The following is a 24,638-nucleotide window of genomic DNA, read 5'->3' on the forward strand; positions in this document are numbered from 1 at the left end:
ATAAAATAGGACTTAGGCACGAACCGCTCGCGCATACATTGTCTACAAGATGGTGGGGAAGGCATTGGAATACATTCTTTGGATCGGTTTTTATTTCATGACGTTTTACGCTTTGCTTCCGGCTCTCATCAGCCGGATTTTCGGTTTTCGCGTCTTCATGCGGGGCAAGACGGATCGTGAAATCGCCTTGACGTTCGACGACGGTCCGGACCCGCTGTACACGCCGCAGCTGCTGGATTTGTTGAAGCGGTACGGGGCGAAGGGCACCTTTTTCCTGGTCGGTTCCCATGCCGAGCAATATCCGGACATCGTCGCGCGCATCCATGCCGAAGGACATGTGATCGGAATCCACAACTACGTTCACCATTCCAACTGGCTGATGCGTCCGAAGACGGTAAGAAAGCAGATTCTAAAGACTTCCGATATCATCAAACGAATTACCGGAAGCCGTCCGGATTATTACCGGCCCCCGTGGGGGATCGTCAACCTGTTCGATTACCGGCGTCTCGGCCATCTCCAGATCGTCCTGTGGACATCGATTTTCGGGGACTGGAAGATTCGCGTGGGAGCGGAGAAGCTTTATAAAAGAATGAGGCGGAAATTGAAGCCGGGCGAGGTGTTCGTGCTGCACGACTGCGGGCGCACGTTCGGAGCCGACGAGAACGCGCCGGCCCAGACGATCGAGGCGCTCGAACGGATTCTGCGGGACGGCTTCGATGAAGGTTACCGGTTCGTGGGCATCGATGAAATGATCGCTTTGACCGAGCGCAACGCCCAAGCGAGCCGTTCCCTGCCCCAAGCTTCGCTGACGTCTCAATCCGCAACGGGTGGTGAAAGCCGAGTGACTGCCGAAGGCAACGAAACGGCCTCAAAGGCGGCGAGATCGGCCCGCAAGGTCGGTCCGCTGAAGAAAGCGGCCGTCGCCGTTTGGATGCTGTGGGAAAAGCTGTTCCACGTCACGTTTCACCTGCAGCCGGTAGGGGACGGGACCTCGTTTAACTACCGGGTGCGCAAATACAGCGGGCCGACGGTCGAGATGCGCGACGGAAAGCGGCTGCGGTCGGGCGACTACGTGATGGAAATGCATTTCGAGAACAAAATGCTGTACGACATGGGCATGAACTCGCGTTCGTCGGTCCATACCGCGATTCGCCTCGTGCGCGAGGTGGAGAGAGGGCTTCCGGATTTGGCGAGGGCGCTGGACACGGCCCGGCACGGGGATAAGGTCGTCGCGCTGTACGGGATCTCGATCATTCACCGCGGTTCGGAGGGTCTCGGATTCCAGACGTTCGAGCTGCCGAAAGGCGTATTCTCGTGGATGACCCATTTGTACTTGCGATTCATGCTGTCGGTCATCAACCCCGAAGGCGGCAAACGGCTTCGGGAGCATGGAGAGCGCCTGACGCCGAGACAGATTATCATGGAGCGGGAAGATTTGCTGGCCTGGAAGGAACGGACGGGCAAACAGCGCCCCTCGCGGGCGTCCCGTTCGGAGGCCGCGCCGACGCCTCTTGCGGTGGACCCGGCGATCGGAGGAGACCATATCGGAAGCACGATGTAACAAGCAAAAAACCGAAGCCCTTATAACGGGCTTCGGTTTTTTGTTGCCGTTCGACACTTTAGATTTTCATGACACCGCCGCTGCTTGCGTTAGTGACCATCGCGGAGTAACGGGCCAGATAGCCGCGTTTGATTTTCGGCTCGAAGCCTTTCCATTCCGCGCGGCGTTTCGCCAGCTCTTCGTCGCTCACTTCGAGCGTGATCGTGCGGTTGTTCATGTCCAGCTCGATCATGTCGCCGTCGTGGATGAACGCGATCGGGCCGCCTTCGGCCGCTTCCGGAGAGACGTGTCCGATCGAGATGCCGCGGGACGCGCCGGAAAACCGGCCGTCGGTCACGAGGCCGACTTTGGTGCCGAGTCCCATGCCGACGATCTGCGAGGTCGGGGCGAGCATCTCCGGCATGCCGGGGCCGCCTTTGGGGCCTTCGTAGCGAATGATGACGACATGGCCTTCCTTGACTTTGCCGTTCGCGATGCCGGCCAGCGCCTCATCCTGAGAGTCGAAGCAGATTGCCGGTCCGCGGTGGTAGCCGCCGACGGACTTGTCCACGGCGCCGACCTTGATGATGGAGCCGCCCGGCGCCAGGTTGCCGAACAGGACGGACAGGCCGCCTTCTTTGCTGTGCGGATTGTCCAGCGGACGGATGACGTTCGTGTCCAGGATCTCGCAGCCTTCCACGTTCTCGCGCAGCGTTTTGCCGGAGACGGTCATGACATCGCCGTTCAGGGCGTCTTCTTTTTTAAGCAGCTCATGGATAATGGCGCTTACGCCGCCTGCGTTATGCAGGTCTTCGATGTGGTGGTCGGAAGCCGGCGCGAGTTTGGAAAGATAGGGAACGCGTTTGGCCACTTCGTTGATGCGCTCGATCGGATATTCGATGTCCGCTTCGTGCGCGAGGGCCAGCGTATGCAGCACGGTATTCGTCGAACCGCCCATTGCCATGTCGAGCGCGAAGGCGTTGTCGATCGAATCCTTGGTCACGATGTCGCGCGGTTTTAGGTCCAGCTTGATGAGCTCCATCAGCTGGCGCGCGGAGCGCTTGACGAATTCGCGGCGCTCCGGATCGACCGCGAGGATCGTTCCGTTGCCGGGCAGGGCCAGTCCGAGTCCTTCGGACAAGCAGTTCATGGAGTTGGCCGTGAACATGCCGGAGCAGGATCCGCAGGTCGGGCAGCCGTACTGCTCGAGCTCGGTCAGGCTTTTCTCGTCGATTTTGCCGGACATATAGGCGCCGACGCCTTCGAAAACCGAGGTCAGCGAGATCGCGCGGCCGTCGCTTGTCCGGCCGGCTTTCATCGGGCCGCCGCTGACGACGATCGTCGGGATGTTGATGCGGAGGGCCGCCATCAGCATGCCGGGCGTGATTTTATCGCAGTTCGGGATGCAAATCATGCCGTCGAACCAATGCGCGTTCACGACGGTTTCCACGGAGTCGGCGATGATTTCGCGGCTCGCCAGCGAGTAACGCATGCCGATATGGCCCATGGCGATGCCGTCGTCTACGCCGATCGTGTTGAATTCGAACGGTACGCCGCCCGCTTCGCGGATCGCTTCCTTGACGATTTTGCCGAATTCCTGCAAATGGACATGTCCGGGAACGATGTCGATGTAGGAGTTGCATACGGCGATGAACGGTTTACCGAAATCCTCTTCCTTGACGCCGGCTGCGCGGAGCAGGCTGCGGTGGGGGGCACGGTCGAAACCTTTTTTGATCATGTCCGATCTCATTTTCTTCGGTGCGGCCATCTCGATTCCTCGCTTTCCCTTATTCCATACGGATTGTCATTCCTTTGAGTCTATCACATTTACGGCCGGATGCACAGATGCACCCGGCATCTCAGTTCTCTTCCGCAGGGCCTTCCTGGGAAGGGAACAACCCGGCCAAACCGGCGAAGGGCAGGTTTTCGAAATGGGCCGTTTTATAGACGACCTCGGTCTCGATTTTCGCTTCCTCGCTAATTTTGTTCTTTTTGAATTGCAGCCGGTCGAACAGCTTCAGCATGATTTCGGCCGTATTCCGCGCGTCGTCGAGCGCCCGGTGGTGGGAGCCCGAAAAAGGAATTTCCAACATTTCGAGCGCGTTTTTGAGACCCATTTGCTGATGCTTTTCCAGCTTGAACGTCTTGGACAGCATTTTTTGCAGGTTGTTGTGATTCACGATCCAATCGGTCGGAATCCCATGCTGGCGGCACTCCTGAACGAGCTGCCGCTGGTCGTCCGGTCCCCAGGCGCAAAGGAAATATTCTTCGGGACCCATCCATTCCACGAAGGAGCGGACCACTTCGGCGAGCGTGCCGGCCCCGCTCACGTCCTGCTGCGTAATCCCCGTGAAAGTTGTCGTATCGGGCGTGAGAAGCGGGACGATGACGGGTTTCACGAAAGATTGGTAGGTGGACTCGACGCGGGGGACTCCGTCTTCGGCTGCGATTTTGACCGCTCCGATTTCGATGATTTCCGCCACTTGGCCGCGTTTGCGCCGCACCGTCATTTCCAGATCGTATACGATATAGGTCACGGCAAACACCTCGAGATTCGTCCGCAGAAAATTACGTACCTATGTATTATAGTCCCCAGTTCGGGATTTGTCAGGGCAAAAAAAGAACCCCGGGAGGGGTTCTGCCGAGAGGATCACAGCGTTGGCTTGAAAAACATGAGCAAAAACAGGACGATGCCCAGCGTGGTGGCGATCCAGTTGATTTTGTTGACTTTGGAGAGTCTCGCGGCGATGTCGTGCGGTACCGGACGGTCGGCCGGTTCGGCCGAAGCGAATACCGTGTCGGCGAGTTTCTGGCCGGCAGGCGCCATGAAGCCGATGACGACGATTTGGATGATGACATAGATGGCGATCGCGCCGTAAATCCAGAGTTGGTCGAAACCGTAATCGCCCAGCCAAGCGAGCAGCAAACCGCTTAACACCGCGAGCGAGCCGAGGATTTTCGGGAATTTCTCCAGCGTTTTCGTATAAACGAGCGAGCTTTTGAGCTGTCCCCAAGTTTGTCCCTGTCTGAGCAGGACGTGGCCGAAATAAGTAGGGCCGATCCCAACGATCGCCGCGACGACGTGGATGAAGACCAGGATGTTCAGCCACTCTTCCGGTACCCCGTAACCATTGATAGACATGCAATACGCTCCTTCCATGATTTGGGTATCCGCAACCCACGAAGATCGTAACATGGCCCCTTAATTTCGACAATATTTTCTTGATTTTCGCGAAAATGCCTGTAAATGTTTCCTGCCTGCTTTCTCGTTGTCAGATCCTGATATAATAGAGGAAATCACCGATAGGAAGGTGCCCGTGGATGAAGTTTTTTCATACCGCCGACTGGCATTTGGGGAAGCTGGTACAGAACGTTTATATGACGGAAGACCAGCAATACATATTGGATCAATTTCTTCTCGACATAGAATCGGAGAAGCCGGACGCCGTCATTATCGCAGGAGATTTGTACGATCGCGCCGTGCCGCCGACCGATGCGGTTCAACTGTTGGACAAAGTGCTGAAAACGATCGTGCTGGATTTGAAGACGCCGGTGCTGGCCGTTTCCGGCAACCATGACAGTCCGAGCCGGCTCAACTTCGGAAGCAGCATCATGAAAGCTTCCGGCTTTCATATCGTCGGCGAATTTTCGTCACCGATGATGCCGGTCGTTCTTCGCGATGAGCACGGTCCCGTTTGTTTTCATCTGGTTCCTTTCGCGGATCCCGCCACCGTCCGGCAGGTGCTTCAGGACGACGGAATCGGATCCTACGATGACGCCATGCGGGCGGTCGTCGGCAAAATCCGGGAATCCCTGGTGCCGGAGGCGAGGCATGTTTTCGTCGGACATGCATTCGTCACCCCCCACGGGGAAGCGGAGCCGAACACGAGCGATTCGGAACGCCCATTGTCCATCGGAGGAGCGGAGCACGTTAGCGCCTCGCATTTCGATGCGTTCCATTACACGGCGCTGGGCCACTTGCATCAAGCCCACAGCGTACGCAGCGACAAAATACAATACGCCGGTTCACCGCTCAAATATTCCATTTCCGAAGAGCGCCACAAGAAAGGTTACTTGGCGGTGAAAATGGATGAGCACGGCTGCGTGACGGTGGAGAAGCGATTTCTGCTGCCCCGGCGCGACATGAGGACCGTCGAAGGATTCATGGAGCAGATCGAGCGCCACGATAGAAGCGAAGATTACATATTCGTTCGCCTGCTGGACGAGCATCCGGTGTTGTCTCCCATGGAACGGGTCCGGGCCGTCTATCCGAACGCGATGCACGTGGAACGGAAAGCGGCCTTGCTGGAGTTGAACGGCCAGGCGGAGACCGCCGCCGCGGGCGACAAATCCGGCATGGACATGATGACGCTGTTCCGGTCGTTCTACCATGAAGCGAAAGGCACGGAGGCTTCCCCGGAAACGGAAGAACTGTTCAGGCAAGTGCTGCGGGAAATCGACCGGGAGGAGGGGGAGCGCCATGAAACCGATCAAACTCACCATGACGGCGTTCGGTCCGTATAAGGACATAGAAGTCATCGACTTCACGGAACTCAAGGAACACCGCTTGTTTCTCGTTTCGGGCAATACGGGAGCCGGCAAAACGTCCATTTTCGATGCCATCTGCTTCTCGCTGTACGGGGAAGCGAGCGGAGAAGACCGGAACGACGTCCGCATGCTGCGCAGCCAATTCGCTTCCGACGACGTCTATACGGCCGTTGAATTCGAGTTCGAGATCAAAAGGCGCACGTACCGCATATTGAGGCAGCTGTCTCACGTGAAGCAGGGCAACAAAAGCGCGACGGGCGAGAAATACGAGTTCGTGGAAACGACCGGCGGCCGGGAAACGATGATGGTCGACCGCTATATGGTCCGCCAGATCAACGAGAGGGTGCAAAGCCTGGTCGGTCTCACCAAAGACCAGTTCGGCCAGATCGTGATGCTTCCCCAAGGGGAGTTTCGCAAGCTGCTGACGTCGGATACGGAAAATAAAGAGGAAATTTTGCGGCGGATTTTCCGCACGCATCTGTATAAATACGTCACCGAGTATCTCAATGAGAAACGGAAAACCGCGCAAAACGATTGCGACCTGGCGAAGCGCGACCTCGACGCGCAAACGATGAACCTGAAGCTGGCGATATCCCAGCGGGAGGATTCCGAGCTTCACCGGGTGCTGGGCGGGGAACTTTACAACACCCATCAGGTTCTCGAGGCGCTGGAGGCGGAAATCGGTTTTTACGCCGCGGCGAAAGAAAGCCGCCGGACGAAGCTGGAGGCCGAAATCAAGCTGCAGCGAGAGCTCACGGAAAAGTACCATCAAGCGGCGGGCTTAAATGAACAATTCGATATCCTGAGCCGGAAGACGACGGAAAAGATCAACCTGGAGAGCCGAATTCCCGAGTTCGAACAGAAGCGGCAGCGTTTGGCGTGGGCCGAAAAGACGCTTCCGCTGCAAGTGCAGGAGAGACACGTCGTCGGCGCCCGGGAGGATGTCGTCGCGAAAGAACGGTCGATGGCGTCTTCTCGGGAAGAGCTCCGTTTGGCGGAGGAGGGGTTCCGTCTTACGGAAGAAGCTTACCGGCTGGAGGAGAAGCAAGAAGGACGGCGGGAGCAGCTCGTCCGGGAGTTGGAACGGCTGGGACGGGATTTGCCGACGGTCCAAGCCCTCGAATCCCACAAAACGCGCGTCTGCCGGCTGGAGAAAGAGGCGGCTCAAGCCGAAGAGGACCTGAGGGCTGCGGATGTCCGGGCGTCCTCCCGGATGGAGGAAAAGAAGGCGCTGACGGAGCGCATCCGAAAGCTGGAAGAAAGCGTGCGGCCGCTGCCGGAAATGAATCAGAGGCTGGAGCGCATGCGTTCGGAAGCGACCCTGCTGCGCGATTGCGTCCAATGGGCCAAGGAGCTGGACAACCTGCGTTCGGAAGAGCGCAAGCAGAAGGAGCTTCACGACCGGAGCGCAAGGGAGTATGCGCAGCTGGAAGGCCGCTGGCTGGAAGGGCAGGCCGGCTTGCTGGCCGGCCATCTGCACGACGGGGCGCCTTGCCCCGTGTGCGGCAGCGCCGAGCACCCGCGGAAAGCGGCCGTGTCCGCGGATATGCCTTCGCGGGAGGAGCTGGAACAGCAGCGGAACCGCAAAGCCGAGCTTGAGTCCGTCTATTTGGCCGGAAAGACAAAACGCGAGCATCTGGAGGCGCAACTGCAAGCCAAAACAGCCGAAGCCGCCGCGCTGGGCTACGCCGCCGACGATCTCGAGAGCTCGTACCTCACCCTGGTGGAAACAGGCAAAAGCATCAGCGCCGGAGTCAAACAGATGCAAGCGGATCAGGCGGTTTTGGATGAATGCAAACAGACGCTGGATCAAACGGAAAAGCAGCTGGAAACCGAGTCGGCCGATAAGGAACGGAGAGCGGCCTTTCATCAAGAACGCCGCACGGCATACTTAACGGATAAGGCACTTTACGAGCAGGCGCTGAACAGCGTGCCGGAGGAGCTTCGTTCCTTGGAGACGCTGCAACGGCGGTTGAAAGAGACCGAGGCGGAGAAGCAAAGAGCGGAAACGGCTTGGCGGCTGGCCCAGGAACGGTTCCAGCAAGCGGGAGCCAAGCTGGCCGCAACCCAAGCGGGCCGGGCCGCCGCCGAGAAGCAGCTGGAAGAAGCGCGCGCCCGGTTGGCTCAAGCCGAGGATGAGTTCCGCGGCGAGATCGCGCGCGCGGGTTTCGAGACGGCGGAAGCGTACCAGCAAGCGAAAATGCCGGATGACGCACGGGCGGAAATGAAGCGGGACATCGACCGCTTCCATGCCGAGCTGGCGACCGTGCGGAAGCAGGTCGAGGAACTGGAAGCGATGCTCCAAGGCAAAGAGCGGGCGGATCTCGCCGCTTTGGCGGCCGAAATGGAGCGGCTCGACCGGCAGGTGGAGCTGACGCGCCACTCGCTCGCGCAAGCGCAGGACCATTACGACAAAGCGACGGAAGGCAAGGAGAAGATCCTGTCCGCCGAGCAACGGTGGAAAGAGGCCGAAAAAGACTTCCAACTCGTGAAGGATCTGTACGACGTCGTCCGCGGGGAAAATCGGTTTAAGATATCGTTCGAACGGTTCCTGCTGGTCGAGTTTCTGGACCGCATCCTCCAGGCGGCGAATCTTCGGCTGCAGACGATTTCCGGCGGGCAATTTTACCTGGCGAGAAGCCGAAGGCAGGAGAAACACGGCAGGCAAAGCGGCCTCGGCCTCGATGTATACGACACGTACACGGAGCAGTTCCGGGACGTGAAGACGCTGTCCGGCGGCGAGAAATTCAACGCTTCGCTGTGCCTTGCTCTAGGCATGGCCGACGTGATCCAGGCATACGAAGGCGGGATTTCGCTGGAGACGATGTTTATCGACGAAGGCTTCGGATCGCTGGACGAGGAGTCGCTGAACAAGGCGATCGACACTTTGATCCAATTGCAGCAGACGGGACGCATGATCGGCATCATCTCGCACGTGCAGGAGCTCAAGCAGGCGATCCCCGCCATTTTGGAGGTCAAGAAAGCCTCCGAAGGACACAGCTATACCCGGTTTCGGGTGAGCTGACGAAGCGTGATGACGAGCAGAACCCCAGGGCGCATCGGCGCCTTGGGGTTCTATTTTTGCGCGCTCTCATATACATAGAGCAAGGGAGCGTGAAAAAGGTGGACAAGACGGTACGGCGGTATTATGAACTCAAGCAGAAGCAGAAAGAAATCGAGCAGGAGCTGACGGATCTTCGCGGGCACATTTTGGCGCATTGCACGGAGCAGGGCGTGACCGAAACGGAGGCCGGCAGCTACCGCGTGAAAATCGTCGCGCAAGAACGCAGGGAGTACGACGACGCGAAACTGTACGGTGCGCTGCCGGATCCGGAGGTGTGGCGGCTGCTCTCCCGGGCGGATCCGGCCAAGATCGCCGGGCTGGTGAAGCTGAACGTCATCAACGAAGAGATTTTGCGGGATACTTATACGACGAAGAGTATCTCGCTGCTGCAGGTGGAGCGGAAGTAAGGCCGAAAGAGATTCGCCCTGACGGTACCGCGGCGGATCTCTTTTTTTGTTGTCGTTTTCGTCAGACCATCTGGTAGTCGGCTTTGTACTCTTTATAAACCGGGTTTTTCCCGCACACCATCAGCCCTTGCCCCCAATTGACATGAACGTTTTCGGTCGGCGGGTCGGAGGGATCGCGGTATTGGAATAATACGTTGCGACGGTTCCGGGTGCTGCGATTGACGTCGGAGCCGTGAATGGTCAAATAGTTGAAGAACAGCACGTCTCCGGCACGGGCCGGGCAAGGGGTGCCCAGGGACAACGGGTATTCCCGGTGGTCCAGGTAGTATTTGCCGACATGGGGCAGCATGCCTTCCTTGTGGGAACCGGGAATGACGCACAGACATCCGTTCTCCATATCGGAGTCGTCGAGATGCACGCTGCCCGCCACCATCGTGTGCTCGGCGTGCGGGAAATAGGGCGCGTCCTGGTGCATCGGGAAGGCGGCGCCTTTCTCCGGCGGCTTCACGAGCATTTTGCTGTGGTGCAGTTGCACGTTGGGGCCGACGATCTGCGACAGAACAGCGGCCATGTTCGGATGGACGGCGGCGCGGGTGAACGCCGCATCGTGGTAATGCACGTCGTGGAAGCCCTTGAGCACAAGCTTCTTCATTTCGTCCGGCGGCAAATAATCGCCTGCCCAAGCCGCGTTCCGGTCAAATTTCGTCCGGGCGGCGCGGTCGATGATTCCGTCGACCGCAGCGCGCATCTCTTCCACTTCCTCTTGCGAGAAAACTCCCCGAACGAGCAAATATCCGTTTTCCTTGTAAAATTCCACGTCTTCTGGTTTAATCATGAACGCCAGCCTCCCGCTTCGAATGAACTTAGAATCCTTACTTTTCGCTTCAATTGTAGATTTTCAAAGCGGCAGGCGTATTTGCAGGACCGTAACGATTTATTGCAAAATCGCGCCAAGGGGGGAATAGGCATGCTGGAATCCGAATTCGCCTTCGCCCAACGCAGGTTGAACGAGACGGCCGCAACGTGCTCGGACGGCCGTCTCTCGTTCCGTATCCTGTACTGGGGCATGGTGTGGCGGCACTTCGACAATCCCGTTCACCGGCACTCCTTTTATGAAGCCTGTTACGTCCTGGCCGGCTCGGGGGAATACGAGGACGAAGGGGAGACGTTCGCGCTTCGGGCCGGCAGCCAATTTCTGTCCTTGCCCGGACATTGGCATCAGATTCGCAGCCGGGAGGGGCTGCGGCTGTTTTTCGTCGCATACGAGATCGCGGAGAGGGAGTCGGACCCCTCGTCTCGCATCCGTTACGAGACGGCGCTGAGCCATAGCGGCGTTCCGACGGCGGAGGATCCGGAGAACGTTGCGGCTTTGCTGTGGAGGGCGTTGTTCCGCCAATCGGAAAACGATTCCGACGAGCGCCTTTGCCGGCTGGCCGGCATGCTGCTCTCCTCCTTCGAGACCGTTTTCGGTCCTCGGGCCAAGCCGGAAAGCGGGGAAAAAGCATATGCCCGCTCTTCTTCCCAGCTGATCGAGCTGGCCAAACGGTTTATCCGCGACAACCTGTCCCGGCCCCTGAAGCTGGAGGACGCCGCGTCCGCTCTGCACGTATCCGATCGGCATCTGTCCCGCATGTTTCGTAAGCACGGCAACGTTACGTTCAGCGATTGCTTGGCACGGGAACGGATGGCGGAGGCGGAGAAAAGCCTGAAAACGACAGTTCGGTCGATCAAGCAAATCGCGGAGGAGACGGGATTCCAGTCCGTGCATTATTTCACCCGCGTGTTCACTGCCTGGTACGGGGAGCCGCCCGCGGCGTATCGGAAAAAACACCTGCAGAGCTTCGACAATCGGCCCTGACGGAACCGAACCGGTAGTGGATCTCTTTGTTGGCGGGTTAACGTGACCAAGCAGATTGAGTCGGGTAAGTTATTGCGTTTGAACACTAATTTCGGTTACCGGAACCAGCTATCGAAAAAGACTCGGCCTCGGGCCGAGTCTTTTCCTTTGCAGGTGACGAACTGTAAAACTTACAGGTTATTCTGTCTTTCATGATGCTGAGGCCGCGTGAACGGGAAAACCTACAGTTTATTCAGCAGGTTTCATGCGTGCTAGTCTCAGATTTGTACATAGACTGTATGGTTTACAGTAGGATGAGCTCGAACGAGTGGGTGGGGGAAATTAAACTGCAGCTTATACAGTTCACGTACCCTACGAGCCTCACCGCTTCGCCTTATAAAACTCGTGATAAAGCTTCATCAGCGCCCGCTTCTCGATGCGGGACACGTAACTCCGCGAAATGCCGAGCTCGCGCGCGATTTCACGCTGCGTCCGCTCGTCTCCGCCGCCATCCAGGCCGAACCTTCCCCGGATGACCTCCTGTTCCCGTTCGTCGAGAATGTCCAGGTTGCGGTAGATCTTGCTTTTCTCGATTTTGAGCTGCACTTTATCCACGACCTCGTCCGTCTCGGTGCCGAGGATATCCTGCAAAGTGATTTCGTTGCCTTCCTTATCCGTTCCGATCGGATCGTGCAGGGAAACGTCCTTGCGGGTTTTCTTGAGGGAGCGCAAATGCATGAGGATCTCGTTCTCGATGCAGCGGGCCGCGAAGGTCGCGAGCTTGGTGCCCTTGCCGACCTGGAAGCTTTCGATGGCCTTGATCAGGCCGATCGTGCCGATGGAGATGAGGTCCTCCAAATCTTCGCCGGTATTGTCGAACTTCTTGACGATATGGGCGACAAGCCTGAGATTGTGCTCGATCAACAAATTGCGGGAGTGAGGGTCGCCTGCGCCCATTCGTTGCAGGTGCAGCGCCTCTTCCTCGTCGGTCAGGGGCTGGGGGAACGCATTGTTCTTCACGTAGGACACGAGCAGCGACAGCTGTTTCAGGAACAGCGCAACCGAAGCGATGAAACCGGGCACGTGAAAGCCACCTCCGGCAGTCAGATCGATGTTGCGAGGCGAAGCATTATCATTCTATGAGGATATCGGCCCATGCGTGCCATGAAATTGCCCGAAGGCTGTTCCCCTTTTCGTTTTGCGACCCGTAGACAAGTAACGGGAAGCAAGATATGATTGTTCTTTTCAAGAGGATCGATATCCGAAAAAGGGGCTTTCGAACGGCATGCGGGAGTACTGGAGGAATTGGGCGGGAGATCTGTCTCCCGGCGTCAGGCGGTTTATCGCCACGGAGAGCCTTTTCGGCATCGGGGCGGGCATTCTGGCGCTTATTTTGAATCTTCATTTGCTGGAATTGGGGATGAATGAAGAGCAAATCGGGCAAATCACTTCGCTCGGGGCGATCGTGACCGGACTTCTGAGCGTTCCGGCGGGGCTGTTGATCCGCTTCGTCGGGCGCAAGGCGATGCTGGTCATCGGCATGCTGCTGACGGGCGCCGGTATCGCCGGCTTCGGTCTGGCCACTTCGCCTGCCGCCGTCGCGGCATGCCAGTTCGTCTATTCGGTAGGCTTGACCGGAATCGTGACCTCGGAAATCCAATTGATTTTCGAATATTGCCCGGATAAAAAAGAGGAGAGGAGGGCGTATGCCCTTCTGTTCGGCATGTTTACGTTTTTCGTAGGCGTGGGGACGCTTCTCGGGGGCGTGCTGCCGTCCTGGCTCGGCGGCTATACGACGGCTTATCAATATACCTTTTTCGCGGCGGCTGCCTGCTACGCGTTGGGAGGAGGGCTGCGCGGCCTGCTTTTGCCTCCTTCCGGGAAAGCCCCGGCTGCCGCAGCGAAAGTCATCCCGGAGCAGCCAAGCGGCCGCCGCGCCAAATACGGTCCCATCCTCGTGCTCTGCGCCGTCATTTTCCTGTCGGGCGTATTGTTCGGCTTGCTTAATCCGTATTTGAACGTCATCGTGAAATACCGGTTCGGCTGGCACGACGAAGCGATCTCGATTTTGCTGACGCTGTCCGGGTTCTTTCTGTTCGCGGGTTCCCTGCTCGTTCCTTCCATGCTGGAAAAGGCGGGGATCCGGAAGTCGTTCGTCCTGTTGTTCGCCGCCAACGCGCTTTTCGCTTTCCTCCTCGCGCTCGCGGTTCCGGCTCCGGTCTTTTCCGTCCTTCTTCTGCTGCGCGGCGGCCTGTTCTCGATGCTCAGCAATTTGCTCGACAGCGAGGCGATGTCCGCCGTCCGGGAGGAGGACCGCAACCTGTTCGCCGGTTGGCGGACGATCGCCCGGAGCGCCGGCAATGCGCTCGCGTCATACGCGACGGGATGGATTCTGGCGGCGTCCGATTACCGGCTGCCGTTCCTGCTGGCCGGTATCGCGTTCGTGCTCGGCTACGTTCTGTATTTGCGGACGATGGAACCGATCCTGGTACGCAGGGAAGCCGCCCGCCGTACATAGTCCGCGTTTCCTCGGCAGATAATGATTGGGTAAACCAATGCTGCAGAGGGGGCGTTTAACCATGGCCGTGAAGTCCTCACCGGGCGGCACCGGATCGTATAAGCCGCTGTCCATGTCCGCGAAGGAATACCAAGCGTTCGCCAAAGCGAGGGAACCTTCCCGTTCCGTCTTTGCGAACGCGGTTCGGGCGTTTCTGGTAGGCGGCCTGATTTGCCTGATCGGCCAAGGGATCCAGCGGTTTTTCATGGCGGCCTTCGACATGACGTCCCGCGAGGCGGGAAGCCCGACCGTCGCCGTCCTGATCCTGCTGTCGGTTATCCTGACGTGCCTGGGGGTCTATGATAAAATTGCGCAGTGGGCCGGAGCGGGAACGGCCGTGCCGGTCACCGGCTTCGCGAATTCGATGGCGTCCGCGGCCATCGAGCACCGCAGCGAAGGGCTGGTGCTGGGCGTCGGCGCCAACATGTTCAAGCTGGCCGGCTCCGTCATCGTCTTCGGCACGGTCGCCGCTTTCATCATCGGCATCATCCACTGGCTCGCCGGGGCGGGAGGCTGACATGATCCGCCAGGGCGCAAGAACTTGGCTGTTTCCGGAGCCGCCCGTCATTATCGGAACCGGGACGGTCGTCGGACCCGACGAGGGCGAAGGTCCGCTGGCCCAGGATTTCGATCTCGTGCACCCGGATCTCGAGATCGGGCAGCCCAGCTGGGAGAAATCCGAAAGGGCGCTTCTCGAGCAGGCAGCCGACATCGCGATCCAGCACGCGAAAACGAGCAAAGACGACGTTCAATTTTTTTTGGGCGGGGACCTGCTGAACCAAATCATCAGCAACTCGTTCGCTGCGCGGACGCTGGGTATCCCGTACCTGGGGGTGTTCGGCGCCTGCTCGACCTCCATGGAATCTTTGGCGCTGGCTTCGCTGCTGGTCGCCTCCGGAGCGGCCGATCGGGCGCTCGCGGGAACGAGCAGCCATAACTGCACGGCGGAAAAACAATTCCGCTATCCGACCGAATACGGCTCTCAGAAGCCGCCGACCGCGCAATATACGGTAACGGGAGCGGGGGCGGCCGTCGTTGCCCGGGAAGGAAGCGGACCCGTCGTCACGGCGGCGACGATCGGCAAAATCGTCGATCTCGGCATCAAGGATCCGTTCAACATGGGGGCGGCGATGGCCCCGGCCGCAGTGGATACGATACAAGGCCATTTTCAGGATACGGGCAGAACGCCCGGCTACTACGACCTGATCGTCACGGGAGATCTTGCGGGCGTCGGGCATCCGATCGCGTCCGAGCTGCTCCGCCGGAACGGGGTTCCGATGGACGAAACGCGGTTTCAGGATTGCGGGCTCATGGTTTACGATGTCGCGAAGCAGAAGGTACAGGCGGGAGGAAGCGGCTGCGCGTGCTCGGCGACAGTCGCCTACGGGCATTTGCTGAAGCGGATGGCCCGGGGAGAGCTCAAGCGGATTCTCGTGGTGGCGACGGGCGCGCTGCTCAGTCCGCTCTCTTACCAGCAGGGCGAATCCATTCCATGCATCGCGCACGCGGTGGCCATCGAAGCGGGGGCGCAAGCCGCCGGACAAGGAGGAACGATCTCATGATGCAATACCTTTGGGCGTTTTTGATCGGGGGAGGCATTTGCGTGATCGGGCAGCTTCTCTTCGACGTCGCGAAGCTGACGCCTGCGCACACGATGTCGCTGCTCGTCGTGCTCGGCGCGGTCGTGGACGGCCTCGGCTGGTACGATCCCCTCATCAAATTCGCCGGCGCCGGCGCCACGGTTCCGATTACCAGCTTCGGGAACGCGCTCGTGCACGGGGCGCTCACGGAGCTCCAGCGGGACGGTTGGATCGGCGTGATCACCGGCATATTCGAGGTGACGAGCGCGGGCATATCGGCCGCGATCATTTTCTCGTTCCTTGCCGCGCTGGCGGTCCGGCCCAAAGGCTGAGCCGCGTGCGCATTTATAAAAAACCGCTAAAGAAACGGCCAAACCGGTACAACCGGTTTGGCTTTTTTGCTATTGTTTTTTGTAGGATTCTAAAATTTACGGTAGTAACTTTATTTCGGTATAATAACAGAGAATACTTTTTTTCCCATAGTGATTCCATAGGAGGAAAGCGGCATGGATCATCGCGAAGCGGCGCAATTATTGGATCAAATTCGATTGAATATGGAATCTTGCATTTACGGCAAAAAAGACGAGATCGCCTGGATGCTGACCGCTTTGCTGGCCGGAGGCCACGTGCTGATCGAGGACGTGCCGGGAACCGGCAAAACCCAGATGGTGAAAGCCCTGGCCATGTCCGTCGGCGGACTGTTCCATCGGATCCAATGCAACCCTGACTTGCTTCCTACCGATATTACCGGCGTTTCCATCTATCACCCGAAACAAGAAGAATTCGTGTTCCGCCCCGGACCCATCATGGCCAACATGCTGCTGACGGACGAAATCAACCGGGCGACGACCAAAACCCAATCCGCGCTGCTGGAAGCGATGGAGGAACGGAGGATTTCCGTCGACGGCCAGACCTATCCGCTGCCGCATCCTTTCATCCTGTTCGCGACGCAGAACCCGATCGATTTCGAGGGAACCTACAGCCTGCCGGAGGCGCAGCTCGACCGCTTCCTGATGAAAATCAAGCTCGGCTATCCCGACGAAGCCTCCGAGAAAAGGCTCGTACTGGAGTCTTCCGCGGGCCGGGCGGCCGAATCGCTGAATCAGTGCGCGACGGTCGATGACGTGGCCCGCATGCAGAAGATGGCGGAGGAAATCCATCTGGAAAACGTCGTCGCCGATTATTTGATCGCCCTCGTTCGCGGGACGAGAACCCACCCTTCCGTCCTGCTCGGTGCCAGCCCGCGTGCCGCGGTCGCGCTTGCCTCCGCGGCGAAAGCTTATGCGTTCCTGCAACACCGCGCGTTCGTCCTGCCGGACGACGTGAAGGCGATGGCGCCGCTCGTTCTCGGCCATCGCTTGCATCTTCGCTCCGAAGCCCGGATGCAGGGGAATTCGACGCTCGGCGTGCTGCAGGACATTCTCGGGCGTCTGCCGGTTCCGGTCGGCTTGGAGCGCTGATCATGAACCGCCTGTCCGTATCGCGCGTGTGGCTGCCCGGAGCGCTGCTGTACGCATGCTCGGCTTTTTACGTGCTGTTTCAGGGCGGCAAAACGTCGCTCATGCTTTTCGTGATGCTGAACGCGCTCATCGTTTATTTGCTGCTCGGACGCTGGAGCGGCATCGGCGGCGTGCAAGGCACGAGGTCGATCGTGGGCAGCGCCGCGGAGTCCGGTTATCTCACGGCCGGCATGCGGGTGCAAATTCGGTTAAAAATGCAAATCCCCGGCTTCTGGCCGGTCCCTTACGTCATCGTGCGCGACCAGCTCGTACGCCCGCTGGCCGACGATTCCCAAATTTACGAATTGTCCTTCGTGCCGGATTACCGGAGACGGGGGGAGGTCGTCTATGAGACGGCGCCGCTGCGTCGCGGCCGGTACCGTTTCATGACGACGGAATGCTCGACGCGGGACATTTTCGGCTTGTTCGAGCATCAAGGCAAGTTCACCGAACCGCTGGACCTGCAAGTGTATCCCCGGATGATCGCGCTGAAAGACTGGGTCATGCTGAGACGCTCGCAGAGAGGCGTGTTCCAGCATACGTTCACTTCCAAATGGGCGAAGGAAACGACCCAGTTCGACGGGGTGCGGGAATATGCCCAAGGCGACCGCCTGTCCAGGATCCACTGGAACGCGACGGCCCGCACCGGACAGTGGAAGTCCAAGGAATTCGAGCGCGAAGCGTTGCCCCGGATCGTTTTCCTGCTGGATCGCGCCGCTACGTCGTACCGTTCCTCGGAGCAGTTCGAGCTGGCGGTCTCGGTCGCGGCTTCCTTGCTGGAATTGGTGGTACAGCGGGGCATGCCGGTCGGTTTCGTTTCGACGGGCCGCAAACCGGCCTGGTTCGGAGCCGGCCGCGAGCCGGTGACCCGCGACGAAGTGCTTCGCCATCTGGTCGACGTCGAGGCGGACGGGAACTTGCCGCTCAGCCATTGGATCGCCCAAACGGCGGAACGGTTCGAGCCCGGCGTGCAGGTCGTCGTCATCAGCCCGACGGCCGACGAACAGGTTTCCGCGGCTTTCACCGCGCTGGAGGCCAAGAGAATGATTCCGTCGCTGCTCCATGTTTCGGAAGCGGTTTCGAGCGAAGAGCAGAAACGGAAATACCGGCAATGGGAGCAGCTTAGCAAAGCCAAGCAATGGGACTGCAGCTCGGTTTCCCGCTTGGAAGACTTGCCCGCGGCGCTGGGGGTGGCATCGGCATGAACGGGAGTTACGCCGGATTACAGACCAAATCCAAGTCCCGATGGGGCATCGAGTTTTGGGGTTCCCTGTTCCTCGACCGGTTCCATCGCCTGTTCGCCGTCATTATCCTGCTGCAGCTGATCCAGTGCTTCCAGGATTACTGGTGGGACGAAACGTATTCGGTTCTGTACGGGATTTTGGCGGTGACCGCGGTTTGCGAGCTTGCGTTCGCGCGCCGTTACGGAATCAGGCTGGCGCTGGAAGCGGTCGCCGCCGTCGTCCTGGCCGCTTCGTATTCTCCGCTCTTCGAGTGGACCGGCTGGCCGGAGCATTGGAAGTCCCAAACGGAATGGAACTTGTTTTACGAGTCTCACGTCGCTTCCCTGCATCCATTCGTCGAACTGGCGATCGGCGCGGTGCTGGCCGTCCATGTCCTGTCCTGGATCGGCCGGAGCAGGAGGCTCATGCTCGTCATCCTCATGACGTCCGTCGGCGTCATGGCCGCGTTCGACTCGTTCTTCCCTTTCGAGTTGTGGCACAACATCGCCTGGATCGTCGCCGCGGGACTCGGCTGGCTCGTCGTCCTGCATCTCCGCGAGCTGCGCGCACGCCATCCCGACAGCTGGGCGGCGCTGGCCGAAAGGCCGATCGAGCTTGCGCTGCCGGCGGTCATCGTCATCGCCCTGCTGCTGCTCTCCGGTATTTACATGCCAAGGGCTCCCGCGCTGCTGGAGGATCCTTATACGATCTGGTCGGAAGCCCAGGGCCGCGAAGTGCCTTCCCTGGCCGGGGAAGGCGGCATTCTCGGCAGCAGCAGCTCCAGCGTAAACGTCAGCAGCGGCTCCGCTTCTTCGGGATACGGCCGGGACGACCGCAACATCGGCGGCGGCTTCGATTTCGACTACTCCCCCGTGATGACGGTGCAAACGAACCGCAGAAGCTATTGGCGCGGGGAAACGAAAGCCGTCTACACCGGCAAAGGGTGGGGAGACAGACGCGGGATCCAAACCGCGCCGTTGGCCGAGGGCGGATTGACCCACTTTTCGATTCCCGGCAAGGCCGACGGCGCGCAAACCGAGAAAATCACCCAGACGGTCACGATGCTGCGGAAGGACCGGCTGCCCGTCCTGTTCTCGGCCGGCCAGGCGAGCCGCGTCGCCGTGCTCGAAAGCGACGCCAACGGCACGATTCTCGCCAACGCGGAAGAAGAGGAGCTTCGCTTCCGCCGGCCCGCGCGCGTGCAAACCTACACGCTCGAATCCGAGGTGACGATGCTGGATAAGACCGCCTTGCGCGCGGCTGCCGCACCGTCCCCGGATACGGCGTCGATCGACCTCGCCCCGTATTTGCAGCTGCCGGACAGCTTGCCGGATCGGGTGAAGGCTTTGGCGCGGGAGGTGACCGCGTCCGGGACGAACGAATTCGATAAAGCCGCATTGCTGGAAGACTATTTGAAGAATACGTATCCGTACAACAATAAGCCGGACGTGAGCAAACAGAAGAGCGCGGACATCACCGACGCCTTCCTGTTCGAAATCAAAGAAGGTTACTGCGATTACTATTCCACGGCGTTCGTCGTCATGGCCCGCTCGCTTGGCATTCCGACCCGCTGGGTCAAAGGCTACGCCTCCGGGGTCGACCCCACGAAGGTGGACACCATGAGATTCGGCGGCGTGCTGGTCGACCCGGACGGCCCGGGCACCTACACGGTCCGCAACGCGGACGCCCACTCCTGGGCGGAGGTATACTTCGAAGGGTACGGCTGGATTCCGTTCGAGCCGACGTCCGGATTCAGCGTGCCGCTGCCGGTGCCGTCCAACGCCGCAGCGGAGCCGGTCACGGATCCCGCAGCGGCCGACGAAACCGATGGCGCGGCAACGAAGGCGACATCGTTCGGCTGGGCCGTTCCCGTTGCCGGTGCCGTCGTCATACTGGCCGCCGCCGTCATCCTCTTCCGGAAGCGTAAGGGCGCAAGGAAGCTGTGGAACCGGATCCGCTATGCCGGAGCTTCTCCCGACCAGCGCATCATCCGCGAGATGGAGCGGCTGCTCCGCTTCTTGAAACGGCGCGGGCTGAAGCGGGAAGAGCACGAGACGATGCGCGAGTCCTTCCGCCGCTGGGGCGAGAAATTCTCGTCGCTGCGAACGGATTTCGACGGCATACTGGTCCGGTTCGAAACGGCCCGTTACGGCAACCAGACGGGCGCGGAATCGGACGCCAAGGATTTCGCGGCCGCGGTCGAAAGATTGCGCAAAGCGTTATAACGCAAGCGCTCCATCAGTCGGGAAAGCCCGCTCGGGCTTTCCCGTTTTTTTTGCAAGCCCTTTTGGGGTATGGTATATTTTGTTCATCATTCAAGGAATCCAAGGCGACGACAGGAGATTTGTGGATGTTCGAGCGATTGCTGCCCGATCAAATCGTGAAAACCGTTTTCGATATCGATTTGAACGAATTGAAAGCCCGGAACGTCCGGGGCATCATTACCGATTTGGATAATACGCTGGTCAGCGCCAAAACCCCGCTCGCGACTCCCGAGCTGGTGACGTGGCTGGACGGCGTGAAGGATGCCGGCTTGAAAGTCGTGATCCTTTCCAACAATAACCTGACCCGCGTGTCCAAATTCGCGGACCCGCTGGGCATTCCTTACGTGCCGATGGCGCGCAAGCCGGCTCACAGGGCGTTCCGCAAGGCGCTGGATAAGCTGGGTCTCGCGCCGGAGCAAGCGGTCGTGGTCGGCGACCAAATGATGACCGACGTGCTCGGCGGCCGGCGGATGGGGCTGCACACGATCCTGGTGACGCCGATCGCGCTGGGGGAAGAAGGCTTCATGACGCGGATCAACCGCCGCATCGAGAAAATCGCGCTTTCCCGGCTCCGGCGCGCCGGAAAGTGGCCTACCCAAGGGGGGAAAACGAAATGACCCCGTCTTCCTCGGCGGTTTTCCGCTGTTCCGGCTGCGGAATCCCGCTTCAGACCGAGCATAAGGATCGGCCGGGCTACGTCCCTTCATCCGCGAAGGAACGGGAGCCGGCCGTTTGCCAGCGCTGCTTCCGGATCAAAAACTACAACGAAGCCTCGTCGGTCACGGTCGACCAGGACGAATTCCTGAAGCTGCTCGGCGGCATTGCCTCGACCAATAGCTTGGTCGTCCATATCGTCGACCTCTTCGATTTCGAAGGCAGCATGATTTCCAGCCTGCAGCGATTCGTCGGCCATAACGAAGTGCTGCTCGTCGTGAACAAAATCGACCTGCTGCCGCGCGTGACCAACTTTAACCGGCTGCGCAACTGGGTGCAGAAACAGGCGAAGGAGAACGGCCTGCGCGTCGTCGACGTCGTGCTGTGCAGCGCGAAGCGCGGCACCGGTTTCGACCGGGTGGTCGAAGCGGTCGGCCGGCTGCGGGGCGACCGCGACGTCTACGTCGTCGGCGCGACGAACGTCGGCAAGAGCACGCTGATCAACCGCCTGATCTCGGATTACAGCGACCTGCACCAGGAGCTCACCGTATCCCGTTATCCGGGCACGACGCTGGACGCCGTGCACATTCCGCTGGACGACGGCAAGCATATTGTCGACACCCCCGGCATCGTATACGAATCCCGGCTGACGGAGATCATCCCTCGCGAGGATCTCGGCGCCGTGCTTCCGGACAAGCCGCTGAAGCCGCTCACGTACCAGCTGGACGAGAAGCAGACGCTATTCTTCGGAGCGCTGGTTCGTTTCGACTTCGTGGAAGGCGAGCATCAGTCGTTTACGGTTTACGCGTCCTCCGGCATTCCCATCCATCGGACGAAGCTTGAGCGGGCAGACGAATTGTACGAAAACCACAAGGGCGTCATGCTCGCACCTCCGAACGCGGAGGGATTGGCGACTTTGCCGGCTTGGACGCGCCACCGGCTGCGCATCGCACGAGGCGCCAAGCAGGACGTTTTCGTATCCGGACTCGGCTGGATCAAGGCCAACTCCGAATCGGGCGCCTTGATCGACGTTTTCGCGCCGAGGGGCATCAAAGTGATGCTCCGGGATTCGATGATCTAGCCGTTCGGCAGGAGAGGAGAACGCAAACGGCATGGACAGCAATACCATGATGTACGGCGTGATCGGGGACCCCATCGGCCATTCGAAGTCCCCGCTCATGCAGAACCGGGCCTTCCGGGAAACGGGGGTCAACGGCGCGTACGCCGCGTTTCGCGTCGCCCCCGAGCGGCTGGGAGAAGCGATCGCCGGCATGCGCGCGATGGGGTTTCGGGGGCTGAACGTCACGATTCCCCACAAAGTGGCCGTCATGGCCTTTTTGGACGAGATCGACGAAGGCGCGCGCGCAATCGGCGCGGTTAACACGATCGTGAACGAGAACGGCCGGCTGATCGGCCGCAACACCGACGGAATCGGCTATGTCCGCTCGCTCAAAGAGGAAGCGGAACCGGAGCTGGCCGGCAAACGGATCGTCGTGCTCGGCGCGGGAGGCGCGTCCCGGGGCATCCTGTGGGCGCTGAACCGGGAGCGTCCGGCTTCTCTGCAGGTGGCGAACCGGACGTGGGACAAAGCCCGGGAACTGGCGGACAGTCTGGCGGAAAGCCAGGCGCCGGCCGTTCAAGCCGTCCGCTGGGAAGAGCTGAAGGAAGCGTGCAGTGAGGCGGACATCGTCATCAATACGACTTCCGTCGGCATGGCACCGCACGTGGAGGAGACGCCGATCGATCCGTCCTGGGTCCGCCCGGGCGCGGTGGCGAGCGACCTGATCTACAATCCGCTGACGACGACGTTTTTGCAGCAAGCTCAGGAGAGGGGCTGCCGAATCCACGGCGGTCTCGGCATGTTCGTTTACCAAGGCGCTTACGCCTTCGAATATTGGACCGGAGTCCCGGCCCCCGCGGCGGCCATGCGGGAAGAAGTATTGGCCTCATTCACAGGAAAGTAGGAACTTCATATGCTGACCGGAAAACAAAAACGGCATCTCCGTTCGCTCGCCCACCATCTCGATCCGATTTTTCAGATCGGCAAGGGCGGCACGAACGAGCACTTGATCCGCCATATCGAAGAGGCGATCGAAACGCGCGAGCTGATCAAAGTATCGGTATTGAACAACTCCCTGGAGGAAGCGCGGGACATCGCGCCGGAGATCGCGGAAGCGGCCGGCTGCGAGCTGGTGCAGGTCATCGGCAAAACGATCGTGCTGTACAAACAGGCGAAAGAGGAGAAAAACCGCACCATCGAGCTTCCCAAGTAATGCGAGGAGGGCGGGATCCCATGAGGCGGACCGGTTTATTCGGGGGTACGTTCGATCCGATTCATTTCGGGCATTTGCTGGCGGCCGAAGCGGCGCGCGAAGCCGCGAAACTGGAGGAGGTCTGGTTCATTCCGACCTTCGTTCCGCCCCACAAGCCCCAGCCGGGAGCCGATTCGGAAACGAGGCGGCGTTTGCTGGAATTGGCTTTGGCGGACAGCCCGGCGTTCCGGGTCGAGGACCTGGAGCTGGCGAGGGAAGGCGTCTCGTATACGATCGATACCGTGAACGCGCTGCTTGAGCGGCATCCGGACCGGACGTTTTATTGGATCGTCGGCTCGGATATGGTGAAGGACCTGCCCAATTGGCGGCAGTCGGAAGAACTCGCGGAGCGCGTGACGTTCATCGGGCTCGAAAGGCCGGGGGAGCCGTGCGACGATACGGAGCTTCCGCCCTATATCCGCAGGAAACTGCTCCGGGCTTCGATGCCGCCGATGGGGCTGTCGTCCACGGATATCCGCCGCCGCCGCAAGGAGGGCCGGTCCTTCCGTTTCATGACGCCGGAGCCGGTTTACGAATGGATACAAAGGAATGGTCTCTATGAATCTTGAAGCCCTCCGCGAGGCCACGAGCCGGCAAATGCCGGAAAAGCGCTGGAAGCATACCCTCGGCGTCGTGGAAACGGCGATAAAGCTGGCGAAACAGTATGGCGGGGACGCCGCGAAGGCGGAGCTCGCCGCGCTGCTGCACGACTACGCGAAAGCATGGCCGATCGACCGGCAGGAGCAAGCGATCCGCGACAACGGCCTGCCCCAGGAGCTGCTTGCGTTCGATAAAGAGCTGTGGCACGCGCATGTCGGTGCTTGGGCCGTCCAGCAAGAACACGACATTCGGGACGAGGAAGTGCTGGACGCGATCCGGTACCACACGTCCGGTCGCGATAAGATGACGCTTCTCGACAAGATCGTGTGCTTGGCCGATTACATCGAGCCGGGCCGCGATTTTCCCGGCGTGAATAAGATCCGCCGTCTGGCGGAGCATAGTTTGGAAGAAGGGCTTGTCGCAGGGTTCGATTCCACGGTTACCCTGCTGGTGGAGAAAGGCAAACGCATTTTTCCTTTGACGGTAATCGCCCGTAACGGACTGATCGAAGAAATCAAACAACGCGGTCGAACCGAACGCAATGGAGGTTGAG

Annotated in this window: 23 protein-coding genes; 18 read left to right on the forward strand and 5 right to left on the reverse strand. The window is 59.7% G+C overall.

What is annotated here, in order from left to right; translation table 11 throughout:
• The first annotated feature begins 64 nt into the window (after positions 1-64).
• Positions 65-1,561 carry a polysaccharide deacetylase family protein gene (locus EAV92_RS03295; RefSeq protein WP_241158424.1) on the forward strand — a complete coding sequence of 499 codons (1,497 nt, stop codon included), beginning with the start codon at positions 65-67 and terminating at the stop codon, positions 1,559-1,561.
• 58 nt (positions 1,562-1,619) lie between these two features.
• Here the strand turns inward: EAV92_RS03295 and ilvD are convergent, their stop codons facing one another.
• The 3 genes from ilvD to EAV92_RS03310 all read right to left on the reverse strand — a co-directional run bounded on the left by ilvD (position 1,620) and on the right by EAV92_RS03310 (position 4,682).
• Positions 1,620-3,308 carry a dihydroxy-acid dehydratase gene (ilvD, locus tag EAV92_RS03300; protein WP_206424281.1) on the reverse strand — a complete coding sequence of 563 codons (1,689 nt, stop codon included), beginning with the start codon at positions 3,306-3,308 and terminating at the stop codon, positions 1,620-1,622.
• Positions 3,309-3,399: 91 nt separating this feature from the next.
• Positions 3,400-4,077, reverse strand: a complete 678-nt coding sequence (locus EAV92_RS03305; protein ID WP_123039745.1) for a 3'-5' exonuclease — start codon at positions 4,075-4,077, stop codon at positions 3,400-3,402.
• 113 nt (positions 4,078-4,190) lie between these two features.
• Entirely contained in the window at positions 4,191-4,682 is a 492-nt protein-coding gene (locus tag EAV92_RS03310) for a DUF2269 family protein (RefSeq protein WP_164472620.1), read from the reverse strand.
• 179 nt (positions 4,683-4,861) lie between these two features.
• On the opposite strand from EAV92_RS03310, the gene EAV92_RS03315 reads away from it, so the two are divergent.
• From EAV92_RS03315 to EAV92_RS03325, 3 genes are all read left to right on the forward strand, one after another.
• Positions 4,862-6,064 (forward strand): exonuclease SbcCD subunit D, encoded by a 1,203-nt coding sequence (locus tag EAV92_RS03315; RefSeq protein ID WP_123039747.1) that lies wholly within the window; start codon positions 4,862-4,864, stop codon positions 6,062-6,064.
• The gene (locus tag EAV92_RS03320; RefSeq protein WP_123039748.1) at positions 6,021-9,113 is read left to right on the forward strand and encodes an AAA family ATPase; all 3,093 of its coding nucleotides are present in this window, start codon (positions 6,021-6,023) and stop codon (positions 9,111-9,113) included. The genes EAV92_RS03315 and EAV92_RS03320 overlap by 44 nt, the downstream gene beginning before the upstream one ends.
• 98 nt (positions 9,114-9,211) lie before the next feature.
• Positions 9,212-9,559, forward strand: a complete 348-nt coding sequence (locus EAV92_RS03325; RefSeq protein ID WP_123039749.1) for a hypothetical protein — start codon at positions 9,212-9,214, stop codon at positions 9,557-9,559.
• A 61-nt stretch (positions 9,560-9,620) separates the two neighbouring features.
• Here the strand turns inward: EAV92_RS03325 and EAV92_RS03330 are convergent, their stop codons facing one another.
• A complete protein-coding gene (locus EAV92_RS03330; protein ID WP_123039750.1) occupies positions 9,621-10,394 on the reverse strand; it encodes a phytanoyl-CoA dioxygenase family protein in 774 nt (257 codons plus the stop codon).
• A gap of 132 nt (positions 10,395-10,526) precedes the next feature.
• On the opposite strand from EAV92_RS03330, the gene EAV92_RS03335 reads away from it, so the two are divergent.
• Complete coding sequence (locus EAV92_RS03335; protein WP_123039751.1) at positions 10,527-11,417, forward strand: AraC family transcriptional regulator; 891 nt, start codon at positions 10,527-10,529, stop codon at positions 11,415-11,417.
• A gap of 360 nt (positions 11,418-11,777) precedes the next feature.
• Here EAV92_RS03335 and sigK read toward each other — a convergent pair whose 3' ends face one another.
• Positions 11,778-12,479 (reverse strand): RNA polymerase sporulation sigma factor SigK, encoded by a 702-nt coding sequence (gene sigK / locus EAV92_RS03340; protein WP_123039752.1) that lies wholly within the window; start codon positions 12,477-12,479, stop codon positions 11,778-11,780.
• A gap of 202 nt (positions 12,480-12,681) precedes the next feature.
• On the opposite strand from sigK, the gene EAV92_RS03345 reads away from it, so the two are divergent.
• The 13 genes from EAV92_RS03345 to yqeK all read left to right on the forward strand — a co-directional run bounded on the left by EAV92_RS03345 (position 12,682) and on the right by yqeK (position 24,637).
• Positions 12,682-13,914, forward strand: a complete 1,233-nt coding sequence (locus EAV92_RS03345; protein WP_123039753.1) for an MFS transporter — start codon at positions 12,682-12,684, stop codon at positions 13,912-13,914.
• Between the two features lie 61 nt (positions 13,915-13,975).
• Positions 13,976-14,470 carry a stage V sporulation protein AC gene (spoVAC, locus tag EAV92_RS03350; protein WP_123039754.1) on the forward strand — a complete coding sequence of 165 codons (495 nt, stop codon included), beginning with the start codon at positions 13,976-13,978 and terminating at the stop codon, positions 14,468-14,470.
• 4 nt (positions 14,471-14,474) lie between these two features.
• Positions 14,475-15,515 (forward strand): stage V sporulation protein AD, encoded by a 1,041-nt coding sequence (gene spoVAD, locus EAV92_RS03355; protein WP_420888820.1) that lies wholly within the window; start codon positions 14,475-14,477, stop codon positions 15,513-15,515.
• Positions 15,515-15,865 carry a stage V sporulation protein AE gene (gene spoVAE, locus EAV92_RS03360; protein WP_123043548.1) on the forward strand — a complete coding sequence of 117 codons (351 nt, stop codon included), beginning with the start codon at positions 15,515-15,517 and terminating at the stop codon, positions 15,863-15,865. The genes spoVAD and spoVAE overlap by 1 nt, the downstream gene beginning before the upstream one ends.
• Positions 15,866-16,039: 174 nt before the next feature.
• The gene (locus EAV92_RS03365) at positions 16,040-16,993 is read left to right on the forward strand and encodes an AAA family ATPase (protein WP_123039756.1); all 954 of its coding nucleotides are present in this window, start codon (positions 16,040-16,042) and stop codon (positions 16,991-16,993) included.
• 2 nt (positions 16,994-16,995) lie between these two features.
• Positions 16,996-18,237: a DUF58 domain-containing protein gene (locus tag EAV92_RS03370; RefSeq protein ID WP_123039757.1), complete on the forward strand. Its 1,242-nt coding sequence runs from the start codon at positions 16,996-16,998 to the stop codon at positions 18,235-18,237.
• Positions 18,234-20,480 (forward strand): transglutaminaseTgpA domain-containing protein, encoded by a 2,247-nt coding sequence (locus EAV92_RS03375; protein WP_164472621.1) that lies wholly within the window; start codon positions 18,234-18,236, stop codon positions 20,478-20,480. Before EAV92_RS03370 ends, EAV92_RS03375 begins: the two co-directional genes overlap by 4 nt.
• A 125-nt stretch (positions 20,481-20,605) precedes the next feature.
• Entirely contained in the window at positions 20,606-21,136 is a 531-nt protein-coding gene (locus tag EAV92_RS03380; protein WP_123039759.1) for a YqeG family HAD IIIA-type phosphatase, read from the forward strand.
• Positions 21,133-22,254: a ribosome biogenesis GTPase YqeH gene (gene yqeH, locus EAV92_RS03385; RefSeq protein WP_123039760.1), complete on the forward strand. Its 1,122-nt coding sequence runs from the start codon at positions 21,133-21,135 to the stop codon at positions 22,252-22,254. Before EAV92_RS03380 ends, yqeH begins: the two co-directional genes overlap by 4 nt.
• A gap of 31 nt (positions 22,255-22,285) precedes the next feature.
• A complete protein-coding gene (gene aroE / locus EAV92_RS03390) occupies positions 22,286-23,137 on the forward strand; it encodes a shikimate dehydrogenase (RefSeq protein WP_123039761.1) in 852 nt (283 codons plus the stop codon).
• Positions 23,138-23,146: 9 nt separating this feature from the next.
• On the forward strand, positions 23,147-23,446 hold the full coding sequence (gene yhbY / locus EAV92_RS03395; protein WP_123039762.1) for a ribosome assembly RNA-binding protein YhbY: 300 nt from the start codon (positions 23,147-23,149) through the stop codon (positions 23,444-23,446).
• A gap of 20 nt (positions 23,447-23,466) precedes the next feature.
• Positions 23,467-24,054 (forward strand): nicotinate-nucleotide adenylyltransferase, encoded by a 588-nt coding sequence (nadD, locus tag EAV92_RS03400; RefSeq protein WP_123039763.1) that lies wholly within the window; start codon positions 23,467-23,469, stop codon positions 24,052-24,054.
• Entirely contained in the window at positions 24,044-24,637 is a 594-nt protein-coding gene (yqeK, locus tag EAV92_RS03405) for a bis(5'-nucleosyl)-tetraphosphatase (symmetrical) YqeK (protein WP_123039764.1), read from the forward strand. Before nadD ends, yqeK begins: the two co-directional genes overlap by 11 nt.
• The last annotated feature ends 1 nt before the right edge of the window (position 24,638 follow it).

Source organism: Cohnella candidum, from assembly GCF_003713065.1.
Taxonomy (GTDB): Bacteria; Bacillota; Bacilli; order Paenibacillales; family Paenibacillaceae; genus Cohnella; species Cohnella candidum.